This window comes from Streptomyces sp. CMB-StM0423 (assembly GCF_002847285.1).
Classification (GTDB): domain Bacteria; phylum Actinomycetota; class Actinomycetes; order Streptomycetales; family Streptomycetaceae; genus Streptomyces.
In genome coordinates this window covers 250,318-262,691 of record NZ_CP025407.1, presented here as the reverse complement: position 1 = coordinate 262,691, position 12,374 = coordinate 250,318, and the positions used below count along the sequence as shown (strand labels likewise).

The 12,374-nt window shown below is 74.6% G+C and carries 9 protein-coding genes and 1 pseudogene; 9 read left to right on the top strand and 1 reads right to left on the bottom strand.

What is annotated here, in order from left to right; translation table 11 throughout:
- Positions 1–9: 9 nt before the first annotated feature.
- Entirely contained in the window at positions 10–1,575 is a 1,566-nt protein-coding gene (locus tag CXR04_RS01085; RefSeq protein ID WP_101420034.1) for an aminotransferase class V-fold PLP-dependent enzyme, read from the bottom strand.
- Positions 1,576–1,936: 361 nt separating this feature from the next.
- Between CXR04_RS01085 and CXR04_RS01080 the strand changes: the two genes are divergently transcribed.
- From CXR04_RS01080 to CXR04_RS01040, 9 genes and pseudogenes are all read left to right on the top strand, one after another.
- On the top strand, positions 1,937–3,001 hold the full coding sequence (locus CXR04_RS01080; RefSeq protein WP_101420033.1) for a LacI family DNA-binding transcriptional regulator: 1,065 nt from the start codon (positions 1,937–1,939) through the stop codon (positions 2,999–3,001).
- Complete coding sequence (locus CXR04_RS01075; protein WP_101420032.1) at positions 2,998–3,954, top strand: carbohydrate ABC transporter permease; 957 nt, start codon at positions 2,998–3,000, stop codon at positions 3,952–3,954. Before CXR04_RS01080 ends, CXR04_RS01075 begins: the two co-directional genes overlap by 4 nt.
- Complete coding sequence (locus tag CXR04_RS01070) at positions 3,954–4,808, top strand: carbohydrate ABC transporter permease (protein ID WP_101420031.1); 855 nt, start codon at positions 3,954–3,956, stop codon at positions 4,806–4,808. Before CXR04_RS01075 ends, CXR04_RS01070 begins: the two co-directional genes overlap by 1 nt.
- Complete coding sequence (locus CXR04_RS01065) at positions 4,805–6,148, top strand: ABC transporter substrate-binding protein (RefSeq protein WP_101420030.1); 1,344 nt, start codon at positions 4,805–4,807, stop codon at positions 6,146–6,148. Before CXR04_RS01070 ends, CXR04_RS01065 begins: the two co-directional genes overlap by 4 nt.
- A gap of 94 nt (positions 6,149–6,242) precedes the next feature.
- The gene (locus tag CXR04_RS01060) at positions 6,243–7,343 is read left to right on the top strand and encodes an ADP-ribosylglycohydrolase family protein (RefSeq protein WP_101420029.1); all 1,101 of its coding nucleotides are present in this window, start codon (positions 6,243–6,245) and stop codon (positions 7,341–7,343) included.
- Entirely contained in the window at positions 7,340–8,743 is a 1,404-nt protein-coding gene (locus tag CXR04_RS01055) for an ADP-ribosylglycohydrolase family protein (protein ID WP_101420028.1), read from the top strand. Before CXR04_RS01060 ends, CXR04_RS01055 begins: the two co-directional genes overlap by 4 nt.
- Positions 8,740–9,945, top strand: coding sequence for an ADP-ribosylglycohydrolase family protein (locus CXR04_RS01050; protein WP_101420027.1), 1,206 nt, complete (start codon positions 8,740–8,742; stop codon positions 9,943–9,945). The genes CXR04_RS01055 and CXR04_RS01050 overlap by 4 nt, the downstream gene beginning before the upstream one ends.
- Positions 9,942–11,351, top strand: a pseudogene (locus CXR04_RS01045) (ADP-ribosylglycohydrolase family protein); the annotation flags it as partial. The gene CXR04_RS01050 and the pseudogene CXR04_RS01045, both read left to right, overlap by 4 nt.
- Positions 11,352–11,438: 87 nt before the next feature.
- On the top strand, positions 11,439–12,353 hold the full coding sequence (locus CXR04_RS01040) for a ribokinase (protein ID WP_101420026.1): 915 nt from the start codon (positions 11,439–11,441) through the stop codon (positions 12,351–12,353).
- Positions 12,354–12,374 lie beyond the last annotated feature (21 nt).

The following is a 12,374-nucleotide window of genomic DNA, read 5'->3' as shown; positions in this document are numbered from 1 at the left end:
CGCCGGCCGTCAGGACCGGGTCGCGGTCCAGGAGCCCTTCAGGTACTCGCCCATGTCGAGTTCGCCGCTGATCTTGTCGCCGTCGACGGTGCCGGTGAAGGTGTAGCTCAGCGAGTCGCCGTGCTCCTCGCCGTAGTTGCTGCGCACCGTGACCTTGTCGGCGCTGACGCTGCCGGAGGCCGGGCGGGTGACGAACTCGCCCGCGTGCCGGCCGCTGACCTTCGCGCCGTCCTGGGTCAGTTCCAGCTTGTGCGCGCTCGACGTGCCCGCGGCGTACTTGATCTCCACGGACCAGGTGCCGGCCACGTCCACGGTCGGCGGCTTGGGCGACTCCGGCGCGGGCGGCGGGTCGCGCAGCAGCCGGACGAGTTCGTCGGAGATGGTCCGCCAGTCGCTGGGCTCCATCATGTACGGGGTGATGGAGACGCCGGTCTGGTCCGGGTCCGAGCCGCTGGCGGCGTTGAGCGCGATGCGCGGCTCGCCGTTCCACATCGCGTTCATGATGGTGGTGCCGGTGACCTCCTTGCGCTTGGCGCTCCACAGGATGCGCAGCGAAGGCGTCCGGTTCGAGAGCCCCACGGGCTGGGTGATCTCGGTGGTCACGCCGCTCACCGACGACACCCGGCGGGAGATCTGCTTGAGCCAGCTCGTCCACTCGGCGTACTCGGCGTCGTGGTCGCGCTGGACCCACATCTCGACGGCCGCGAGCATGCCCATGGCCTCTTCCTTGCCGACCTTGAAGCCGCGCGCGTAGCCGTGGTGCGGTGCGCTGTGCACCCACGCGGCCCGTACGAGGTCCTCGCGGCCCAGGATCAGACCGGCCGACTGCGGGCCCCGCATGCACTTGCCGCCGCTGTAGCCGACGAGGTCGGCGCCGCGCTCGATGTGCACGTTGGGGATGGTGAGGATCTCCGCGGCCGCGTCGACCAGCAGCGGGACCCCGGCGGGCTTGGTCACCGACGCGATCGTCTCGGTGTCCAGCTCGCTGTCGTCCACCCGCGGCCCGGCCATGATGTAGACCAGCGCGGTCTGCGGGCCGATGGCGGCCTCCAGTTCCTCCTTCGTCTCGACCTGGACGACCTTGAGGCCCACCGCGCTGATCGCGGCCTCGTAGACGTTCCGCGAGTGCCGCGGGATGATCGCCTCGGTCTTCTGGAACCCGGTCAGGTCCGGGATGTTGACGTGCAGGTCCGGGTTGCCGCCGGCGGTACACGCCGCCGCGGCGTGCGTGAGACCCGCCGAACAGCCGGCGCTGACCAGCCCGAACTCCGTCTTGGTGAGCTCGCCGATGCGGCGGCCGACGGCGTCGGCCAGCTCGTCGAGCTGTACGTACTGCCGCGCCGCCGCATCGATCGCGTCGCGCACCTCGGGCAGCATGAGCGAGCCGCTGAGCACGGTGTACGTTCCCCGTGCGTTGATCAGCGGACGGACCCCGATGCGGCCGTAGATGTCCTTGGGACGGCCCTGGCCCGGGTTCGCCGCGGACGGCGCCCCGGACGTGGCCGCGAACGCCTCACCCGCCAGCAGCGGACCCAGCGCGAGTGCTCCCCCGGCCGCCGCGCCTCTTCCGAGCATGGTGCGACGAGAAAGTGCCTCAGCAGGCATACCGGCCCCCTGTCACCTCGTAAGTTGTGGTGCCGTAGACGTTAGAAAGATCGTGAGGCGGCGTTAAGGCCCTCTTTCCGATGCCGCTATTCGGAACCCGGATCCTGCCCAGTCAGCCCGCGGCTTGGGCTTCTCCGCCGCCACCGCCCGCGGGGCGCACCGCACGCCGCCTGCCGTGTTCCGGCCCGGCGAGACGCAGATCACATGTGTCCGGCCATTGACGGCCGGGTTACGCGAGAGCAACATACGTAAACGTTTCCAGCGGCTGTAAACCTTTACAGGAGCGCCCAGTCGGGGCCGGCCGCGTATACGACGCGAAGGGGCGAGTGCGATGTCCTCCGGGGGGCCACCCACGATCGTGTCGATCGCCGAGCGCGCCGGGGTGTCCATCGCCTCCGTCTCCCGCGTCCTCAACGGCCTGGGCGCCCGCCCCGAGACCGAGGCCCGGGTCCGCCGCGCCGCCGCCGAGCTGGGCTACGTGCCCAACGCCGTGGCCCGCTCCCTGAAGGACGGCCACACCCGCCAGTTGACCTTCGCCGTCCCGGACATCGGCAACCCCGTCTACGTCGCCATGGTCCGCGAGATCCAGGCCGTCGCGAAGGCCGCCGGCTACCGGCTGCTGCTGCACTCCACCGACGCCGACGTCACCGAGGAACTGGGCGTCGTCCGCAGCCTCGCGGACCGCACCAGCGACGGCCTCGTCCTCGTGCCCATCCGCATCACCCCCGAGCACGTCGAGGCGCTGACCGCCGCCCCCGGCCCCGTCGTCGTCATCGGCTCGCTGCCCGACGGCGTCCCCGTCGACGCCGTCCAGGCCGACTCCGTCACCGGTGCGGAACTGGCCGTACGCCACCTCGTCGAGACCGGCCGCCGCCGGATCGCCTTCGTCAACGGCCCCGTCGACACCGTCCCCGGCGGCAACCGCGGCCGCGGCTACCGCGCCGCGCTCGCCGCCTGCGGCATCCCCTACGACCCGGGCCTGGTCGCCACCACCGAGTTCGGCGTCGCCGCAGGCGCCCGCGCCACGGCCCGGCTGCTCGACGCCCGCCCCGGCCTGGACGCCGTGTTCTGCGCCAACGACCAGCTCGCCATCGGCGCCGCCCAGGCGCTGCACGCCCGCGGCCGGCGGATACCCGAGGACACCGCCGTCGCCGGCATGGACGACAGCGAACTGGCCGTCGCCGCCTGGCCGCCGCTGACCAGCGTCGACCTCGGCGCCGGCGAACGCGGGCGGCGCGCCGCCCGGATGCTTCTCGAACGGCTCGGTCCGAAGGACGGCGAGCCCATTCCCGCCCGCCGCACGACCGCCGCGCCGCGGCTCGTCGTGCGCGGCTCCACCTCCCCGGGCGCCTCGCCCGCGGGCTCCGACGAGCAGGAAGGCGCGAAGTCCGCATGAGCGTTGCCGCACCACCTCCACCGAAGGCCGCGGGCCGCGGCACCCCGCCACCGCGCACGCCACGCGCCCGCAAGGCCGCCCTCGGCCTCGACGGCGGCACCTGGTTCCTACTGCTGCCCGCGCTCATACCCATACTGGTGCTGAGCGTCGGCCCCCTTCTCTACGGCGCCTCCCTCGCGTTCACCGACGCGCAGGCCGGCCGCACCGAGCCCACCGAGTTCATCGGCCTCACGAACCTCGCCGACCTGCGGCACGACACCCTCTTCTGGGACTCGTTCCGCATCGGGCTCATATGGGCGTTCTGCGTCACCGCCCTGCAGTTCGTGCTCGCGCTGGGCCTGGCCCTGCTGCTCAACCAGAACCTGCGCTTCCGCTGGTTCGCCCGCACCCTCGCGCTCGTCCCCTGGGCGATGCCCGAGGTCGTCGTCGGCATCATGTGGCGGCTCGTCTACCACCAGGACGCCGGCATCCTCAACGAGACGCTGAGCCGGCTCCACCTCATCGACGAGAACGTCGACTGGCTCACCAGCCTCTCCCTGGCCCTGCCCGCCGTCATCGCCGTCGGCGTCTGGGCCGGCATGCCGCAGACCACCGTCGTCCTCCTTGCCGGGCTGCAGAACGTCCCGTACGAGCTGAAGGAGGCCGCGGCCCTCGACGGCGCCGGAGTCTGGCGCCGCTTCACGGCCGTCACCTGGCCCGCGATCAAGCCGGTGGTCATCGCCATCACGGCGCTCAACTTCATCTGGAACTTCAACTCCTTCAGCCTGGTCTTCGTGCTCACCCAGGGCGGACCCGGCGGCGAGACCCGGCTGCCGATGCTCTTCGCGTACGAAGAGGCGTTCGCCTACGGCCAGTACGGCTACGCGGCCGCCATGGGGCTGGCGATGATCGCGGTCATCGCGGTGTTCCTCACCCTGTTCCTGCGCAAGCGACTGAAGGAGGAGGCAAGCTGATGAGCAGCCTCACGGGTCTGCGCACCAAGCGCGCCGCCGGCCGCACCGGGCAGTACCTCGCCCTGCTGGCCTACCTGGTCTTCCTCGCCTTCCCGCTGGTCTGGCTGGTCTCCACGGCCTTCAAGTCGCCGCAGGAGCTGGGGAGGATCGACCCCACCTGGATCCCCCGGGAACCCACCCTGGAGAACTTCCGCGCCGCCTTCGACGCCCAGCCGCTGCTGCGGTCCGCCGCCAACAGCCTGCTCGTCGCCGGCAGCGCCGCCCTCATCGCCGTGGCCATCGCCGTGCCCGCCGCGTACGCCATGGTCCGCTACCGCTCGAAGGTCACCACGGCCGCCACCGGCTGGATCCTGGTCAGCCAGATGTTCCCGTTCGTGCTCATCATCATCCCGCTGTTCATGCTGCTCAAGGAAGCGCGGATGATCGACTCGCTGCCCGGGCTGATCCTCGTCTACGTCGTGTGGAACCTGCCCTTCTCGCTCTGGATGCTCCAGGGCTACGTCAAGGCGGTGCCCGTCTCCCTGGAGGAGGCCGCCGCCGTGGACGGCGCGGGCCGGCTGCGCACCATCGTCAGCGTCGTGCTCCCGCTGCTCACCCCCGGCCTGGTGGCGACGCTGATGTTCTCCTTCGTCACCGCCTGGAACGAGTTCTTCTTCGCCCTCGTGCTGCTCAAGTCCCCGGAGAATCAGACGATGTCGGTCATCCTCACCCAGTTCCTGGGGGCCGAGGGCGTCGTGGACCTCGGCCCGCTCGCCGCGGCCGCGACCCTCGCCACCATCCCCAGCCTGCTGTTCTTCGCGCTCCTCCAGCGCCGTCTGGTCAGCGGGATGCTCGCCGGGGCGGTGAAGGGATGAGGCCCGCGGCACGTATCCGCCACGCCGCCGCCCGGGCCGGCGCCGCCGCCCTGAGCCTGGCGCTGCTCGCGGGATGCAGCGGCGACGGCGGCTCCGACGACGGCACGGTGACCCTCGACTACCTCAGCCTCGCCTGGCAGGAGGAGTCCGTCGCGGCCAACAAGCGGCTCGTCGAGAAGTGGAACGAGGAGCACCCGAAGGTTCAGGTCCGCTACGTACAGGGCATCTGGGACACCGTGCACGACCAGTTGCTGACCTCCTTCGAGGGCGGTGAGGCGCCGGACGTCATCCACGACGCCGCCGACGACCTCACCGACTTCGCCTACGGCGGTTATCTCGCCGACCTCACCGACCTGCTGCCCGAGTCGCTGCGCACGGACATCCCGGAGCAGTCGTGGCGGACCACCACCATGAACGGCGGCATCTACGGCGTCCCCTTCCTCCAGGAGCCGCGGATGATGTTCGCCAACACCGCGCTGCTGGAGGAGTCGGGGGTGCGGGTGCCGACCGCGGCCGACCCGTGGAGCTGGCAGGAGTTCGAGGACGCGGCCAAGGAGCTGACCGCCGACACCGACGGCGACGGCAAGACCGACCAGTACGGCGTCGCCTGGGGCATGAAGGAACCCGTCAGCCAGTCGGTCAACCTCTCCCTGTCCACCGGCGGCGGGCTTTTCTCCCGGGAGCAGACCGACGACGGCCCCAAGAACCGCGTCGGCTACGGACCCGAGGACTCCGCCGTCGCCGAGACCATCGACCGCCAGGTCAACGAGGACCGCACCGCCCCGCGCAGCAGCCTGGGCATGTCCGGCTCCGACACCCTGCCCGGCTTCTTCGCCGGGCGGTACGCGATGGTGCCGCTGAACTTCTCGTACCGCCAGCTCGTCACCCAGCAGGCGCCCGACGACTTCGGCTGGTCGGTGCTGCCGATGCCCGCGGGCGAGGGCCCCGCGGGCGGGCTCGCGCAGGGCGTCAGCCCGCAGACGCTGTCGGTGGCCGAGGACAGCGGCCACCAGCAGGCGGCGGCCGACTTCATCGCCTTCATGACCCGGCCGGAGCACATGGCCGAGCTGGCCGCGGGCGACTGGATGCTGCCCACCGGGGCGGAGGCGCTCAAGGATCCGGCGCTGAACACCGAGAAGTACGGGTGGCGTACGGGCGTGGAAGTGGCCCGCTCGCTGCGGCCCGCCCCGGTGCTCGGCGTCCGCGGGTACCGCGAGTGGTCGGACAAGATCGCCACCCCCGCCTTCCAGCGGTACTTCAACGGCGACACCGACCTGGACGAGCTGCGCGAGTCGCTGGTCGAGGACGGCAACCTCGTCCTCGACCGGTACCAGAGATGACGGTGGCGGCCGGCCGGAACGTAGGAGCAGGCATCAGAAGCACCCGAGCAGGCGCACGAGGAAAGAGCACGAACAGCACCATGAGCACCGCACGATGAGCGCAGCAGCCGGCCCCGAACCGCCCGTCCGTCCCACCCCCGCCCACTCCGCTCCGGTCCGCCTGCGCCCCGTCGCCCGCGGCGCCGGGCAGGCCGCCCCGACCGCCCGCGACCGGGCTCGCGGCGCCATGCTCGGCCTCGCGGTCGGCGACGCCCTCGGCGCACCCGTCGAGAACATGAAGCCCTCGCAGATCCGGGAGCGCTGGGGCCGCATCGAGGACTTCGTGGCCGCCGCCCCGGCGGGCACGGACGACACCGAGTACGCCATCTTCTCCGGGCTGCTGCTCGCTGAGCACGGCGCGCGCCTCAGCCTCGCGCACGTGGAGTCCGCCTGGCACGAGCGCATCGCCGACCTCGACGAAGGCCCGTTCCGCGGCGCCGGGTTCAGCGAGCGCGGCACCCTGGAGAACCTGCGCCGCGGACTGGCCGCCCCGATCACCGCGCAGCACCGGCACGCCTGGAGCGACGGACTCGCCATGCGCGCCGCGCCGTTCGGCGTCTTCGCCGCGGGCCGCCCGGCGGAGGCGGCGCGGCTCGTCGCCATCGACGGCACCGTCAGCCACGAGGGCGAGGGCATCTACGGCGGCCAGGCCGTCGCCGCCGGGGTGGCCGCCGCCATGGCCGGCGACTCCCCGGACGTCGTCGTGCAGGCCGCCCTGTCCGTCATCCCCGAGGACTCCTGGACCTCGCGCTCCCTGCAGCGCGCGGTCTCCGCGGGCCGCCGCGCGCGCCGCGCCCCCGGCGCCACGCCGCTGAGCGTCGAACGCGCCGTCCGTTCCTCGGTCGTCATCGGCGGCTATCCCTGGTCGGACCTGGCGCCGGAGGCGGTCGGGCTCGCGCTCGGCGCCTTCGCCGCCGCCCGCGGCGACTTCGCGGACTCCGTCCTCGCCGCCGTCAACATGGGCCGCGACGCCGACACCACCGCCGCCGTCGCCGGCGCGCTGGCGGGCGCGCTGCGCGGCGAGTCCGCCATTCCCGATGCCTGGGCCGCGGCCATCAAGCCGGTACGCGGCACGTGTCTGCCGTCCATGGCAGGACACCACGTGCTCGACATCGCGGACCGGCTCGCCCCCGCAGACGAGGAGGTCGCCTCATGAGCGCACCGCTGCCCAGGTCCCGCCGCGCCCCGGAGTCCGGGGCGGCGCGCGACGCGTCGGGTGCGCCGGACGGCGCCGCCGGGGGCGCGGCCCGTACGGGCGCGGCCGCGGATGCACCCGTACGCCCCGCCGAGAACACGGAGCGTCCCGCCGTCGCCGCGCCGCGCGCGGAGCGGCCCGCCGCCGAACCGGGTGCGCCCGCCGCCGGACGTCCCGTCGCCGCCGCCGGCTTCGCCGAAGCGGGTGGGGACCTGCGGCGCGTGGAGGGGCTGCTGCTGGGCATCGCCGCCGGCGACGCCGCGGGCTGGCCCGCCGGCCGGCACCGCGCGGCGCGGATGCCCGAGTGGACCCGCCGGCTCACCCGCGAGCTGGACACCTTCGCCGAGCAGAACGCGACGACCACCCTGCCGGTGCCCATCGCGCTCAACCAGCCGCCCGAGCCGCTGCGCCTGGGCCCGTCCGACGATGCGGAGTGGGCCGCGTTCACCGCGTACGCCGTGCTCTCCGCCGGCAGCGGGCTGCACACCGACCTGACCTCGGACCGGCGCGTGCGATCCGCGCTCACCCTCGCCTGGAGCGCGCTGGCCGACGAGGTCGCGGTGGCCGCCGAGCGCGCGGACGAGATCGAGTCGGCGGAGATCCCGCTGCGCGCCCGTATCTCCGTACGGGCCGGCCTCGGCAACCTCGCAGCCGGCCTGCGCCCGCCCGCCACCGGCCACGACAACCCGCACTACTTCGACGACGCCGCCTGCGTACGGGCCGCCGTGCTCGCCGCCGTCCACCCCGGCGACCCGGAACGGGCCGCCGACCTCGCCGAGTTCGACGCCCGCTACACCCAGGACGGCGACGGCGTGCACGGGGCCCGCGCCACCGCCGCCGCGATCGCCGCGGCGCTCGGCGGCCGGCCCGTCGACGCCTGCGTGGACGCCGCCCTCGCCCAGTTGCCCCGGGGCACCGAGATCCTGCGCAACGCCGAACGCGCGGTGCAACTCGGCCGCACGGCCGTCGCCACCCGCCCCGGACTGCCCGGCAACGCCTTCGCCCTCGTGCCCGTGCTGGAGCACGAGATCGTCGACCACGTCTACAGCTACGGCATCGCCGCCGCCGAGACCGTGCCCGTCGCGCTCGCCGTCGCCACCGCCGCGGCCGGCGCCATCTCCGAGGCCGTACCCGCAGCCGCGTGCCTCTCGCGCGTCGCCGACTCCGCGCCGGCCCTGGCCGGCGCGCTCACCGGGGCGCTCGGCGGCGCCGCCGGACTCCCCGCCACCTGGCGGGACGCCTGCCGGATCCTCTCCGGCTGCGCCCTGCCCCAGCTCGCCGGCGCCGACCTCGTCGACCTCGCCAGGCAGTTGGCAGACAAGCAGTTCAGCACTCCCGCGGAAGGACCCCTCGCCTCATGACCCCCACGACCGCTTCCGCCACGCCCGGCGACCCCGCAGCCACTGCACCCACCGCGGGTCCCGGCCTCGCCGACCGCACCGCGGGCTGCCTCGTCGGCGCCGCCGTCGGCGACGCCCTCGGCGGGCCCGTCGAGGGCTGGACCCCCGAGGCCATCGCCGAGCGCTACGGCGGCCGGGTGCGCGGCATCGTCGAGCCGTTCCACCGCGACGAGTGGCGCACCGCCCGGCCCATCGCCCCGTACCACAAGGGCGACGGGCACGTCACCGACGACACCCTCATGACCCACGCCCTCATCCGGGTCTACGACAAGGTCCGCGACCACCTCGACGCCTACGCCGTCGCCGCCCACCTCGTGCCCGACCTCATGGGCACGCCGCGCTGGATCCCCGAGCTGGAGGCCGAGGCGCTGCCGCTGCAGCGGATCTTCCTCGCCGAGAAGTGGATCGTCGCACGGCTGCACTACGGCCACGTCGACCCGCGCGAGGCGGGCGTCGGCAACATCGTCAACTGCGGCGCCGCGATGTACATGGCGCCCGTCGGCGCCGTCAACGCCGGCCACCCCGAGGCGGCCTACGCCGAGGCGCTGGACGTCGCCGGTGCGCACCAGTCGTCGTACGGGCGCGAGGCCGCCGGGGTCTTCGCCGCCTGCGTCGCGGCGGCCTTCGCGCCGGGCGCCACGCCGGAGTCCGTGGTCGAGGCGGCGCTCGCGCTGGCCAAGGACGGCACCCGCGCGGCCATCGAGGCGGTCTGCGAAGCGGCCGCCGGCTGCAAGGACTTCGACGAGGCGCTGGCGCCGCTGCGCGCGGCGGTCGAGCCGTACGACACGGTAGGACCCGAGTACCGCAACCCCTCGCTCGGCGCCCGGCGGCCCTCGCGGCTGCACGCGATAGAGGAGCTGCCGGTGGCCCTGGGCATGCTGCTCGTCGGCCGCGGCGACTACCGGCACACGGTCCTCGGCGCGGTCAACTACGGCCGCGACTGCGACTCGATCGCCACCATGAGCGGCGCCATCGCCGGTGCGCTCGGCGGCACCGCGGCGGTGCCGGGGGAGTGGGCCGAGGAGGTCGCGCGGGCCAGCCGGCTGGACCTGCTCGCCCCCGCCGCCACGCTCACGGAGGTCGCGCGCGAGGTGTTCGTACGGGACGTGGCGCGCCGCCGCGCCCACGAGGCCGTGTTCGGCGCGCTGGCGGAGGCGTCGTGACGGCCCCGGCGGACGCGCACGGGGCGTCGCTCCGGCTGACCTGGGTGCAGCCGGAAGACCTCGTCGGCCACGAGCTGCGGCAGGCGGCGGAGGACGGCCGCGCCGCGGGGCCGCTGCTCCGCCGCTGGCTCGGCGCCGGCGGCCACCAGGCGCCGGAGCGCGCGGGCGCCTCGCCGGGTCCGCCGAAGCCGCGGCTGCGGGCGCTCGCGCTGGAGCTGCTGGACGAACTGGCCGCGCTGGAGACCCCGCTGGCGGACGTCGAGCCGACCGACCTGGACGAGATCAGGGCGGCCTGTCCGCGCTGGCCCGCACCCGCACCCGGGCCGTCCACGGACGGCGCGTACGGGGACGCGCTGCGCACCCGGCTGCACGCCGCGTGGCTCGGCCGCGCCGCCGGATGCGTCCTGGGCAAGCCGGTGGAGAAGGTGACCCTGGAGGGCATCCGGGCCATCGCCCGCTCCACCGGCAACTGGCCGGTCCACACCTGGTTCACCGCCGAAGGGCTCGACCCCGCCGTCGCCGCGGCGCACCCCTGGAACCGGCGCAGCGCCGCGACCTCCCTGGCCGAGACCATCGACGGCGCCCCCGAGGACGACGACCTCAACTACCCGCTGCTCGCCCTGCTCCTCCTCGACCGTCACGGCCACGCCTTCACCACCGCGGACGTCGGGCAGCTCTGGCTCGACGAGCTGCCCGCGGGCCGTACGTTCACCGCCGAGCGGGTCGCGTACCGCAACCTGCTCGACGGGGTGGAACCCCCGCACACCGGCGCGTACCGCAACCCGTTCCGGGAGTGGATCGGCGCCCAGATCCGCGCCGACGTGCACGGCTGGACCCACCCCGGCGACCCGGCGGGCGCCGCCGCCGCCGCGCACCGCGACGCCTTGCTCACCCACACCGGGAACGGCGTCTACGGCGCCATGTTCGCCGCCGCCGCCCTCGCCGCCGCGGCGGGCGGCGGCACCGACGTGGACGAGGTGCTGCGCACCGGCCTCGCGGTCGTGCCGCCGCGGTCCCGGCTGGCCCGCGCCGTACGGCACGGCATCGAGCTGGCCCGCAGCGAACCCACCGGCACCCCGGAGGGCTTCGCCGCCGTCGTCGACGACCTGCACGCCGCGCACGAGGGACGGCACTGGGTGCACGTCGTCCCCAACGCCGCGCTGCTCGCCGCCGCGCTCACCCACGCGGGCGGCGACTTCACGGGCGCCGTCTGCCGCGTCGTCTCCGGCGGCTGGGACACCGACTCCAACGGCGCCACCGCCGGATCCGTCGCCGGGCTGCTCGCCGGTTCTCCGGGGGCGCTGCCCGAGCGGTGGACGGCGCCGCTGCGCAACCGGCTGGCGACCACCGTCGGCGGCATGGACGGCATCGGCTTCGACGAACTCGCCGCCCGCACCGCCGCCCACGCCCTCCCCCCACCCGTTCCCGGCCGGTGCCCTCGCGGCCGCCGGCACCGGACCCGTACCACCGCACGAACCCCGGAGGCCCTCCCCATGACGACCACTCCCCAAGCGACGCTCGCCGTCTTCGGCAGCGTCAACATGGACCTCGTGGCGTACGCCGCCACCGCCCCGCTGCGCGGCGAGACCGTCTCGGGACGGGAGTTCCGCACCGTGCCCGGCGGCAAGGGCGCCAACCAGGCCGTCGCCGCCGCCCGCGCGGGCGGGGCGGTGACGATGATCGGCGCGGTCGGCGCCGACGCCTTCGGCGGCGAGCTGCGCGCCGCGCTCGACGGCGCCGGCGTGGACACCGCGGGGCTGCGCACCGCCCCGGGCGCCAGCGGCACCGCGCACATCGTCGTCGACGACGACGGCGGCAACTCCATCGTCGTCGTCCCCGGCGCCAACGGCACCGTCACCGGGCTCGCCCCCGGCGACGACGAGCGCATCGCCGCCGCCGGGACCCTCCTGCTCCAACTGGAGCTGCCGATGGACGGCGTGGTGGCCGCCGCCGAGGCGGCCCGCGGGCACGGCGTACGCACCGTGCTCACCCCCGCACCCGCCCGGCCGCTGCCCGGCCGGCTGCTCGCCGCCACCGACCTGCTCGTCCCCAACGAGCACGAGGCCGCCGCGCTGACCGGCAGATCCGACCCCCACCAGGCAGCGGCTGCACTGCTGGAGCAGGTGCCGGAGGTCGTCGTCACCCTCGGCGGCGCGGGCAGCCTGTACGCGGCGCGCGGTCAGGAGCCCGTCGTCGTGCCGGCGCTCGCGGTCCGGGCCGTCGACACCACGGCCGCGGGCGACACCTTCGTCGGCGCGCTGTGCGTGGCGTACGCCGAGGGCCGGCCGATGCCGGCGGCGCTGGCGTGGGCGGCGGCCGCCGCCGCGCTCGCCGTCCAGCGGCCGGGCGCGTCGTCGTCCATGCCGGAGCGCGCGGAGATCGACCGGCTGGCGGCCGAGGGCCCGTGACCCGCGTACCGCCGCACCACC

Coding starts and splice junctions, on each gene's coding strand:
- CXR04_RS01050 (WP_101420027.1), top strand. CDS start 8,740: ATGACCCCCACGACCGCTTCCGCCACGCCCGGCGACCCCGCAGCCACT.
- CXR04_RS01080 (WP_101420033.1), top strand. CDS start 1,937: ATGTCCTCCGGGGGGCCACCCACGATCGTGTCGATCGCCGAGCGCGCC.
- CXR04_RS01060 (WP_101420029.1), top strand. CDS start 6,243: ATGAGCGCAGCAGCCGGCCCCGAACCGCCCGTCCGTCCCACCCCCGCC.
- CXR04_RS01075 (WP_101420032.1), top strand. CDS start 2,998: ATGAGCGTTGCCGCACCACCTCCACCGAAGGCCGCGGGCCGCGGCACC.
- CXR04_RS01085 (WP_101420034.1), bottom strand. CDS start 1,575: ATGCTCGGAAGAGGCGCGGCGGCCGGGGGAGCACTCGCGCTGGGTCCG.
- CXR04_RS01070 (WP_101420031.1), top strand. CDS start 3,954: ATGAGCAGCCTCACGGGTCTGCGCACCAAGCGCGCCGCCGGCCGCACC.
- CXR04_RS01040 (WP_101420026.1), top strand. CDS start 11,439: ATGACGACCACTCCCCAAGCGACGCTCGCCGTCTTCGGCAGCGTCAAC.
- CXR04_RS01065 (WP_101420030.1), top strand. CDS start 4,805: ATGAGGCCCGCGGCACGTATCCGCCACGCCGCCGCCCGGGCCGGCGCC.
- CXR04_RS01055 (WP_101420028.1), top strand. CDS start 7,340: ATGAGCGCACCGCTGCCCAGGTCCCGCCGCGCCCCGGAGTCCGGGGCG.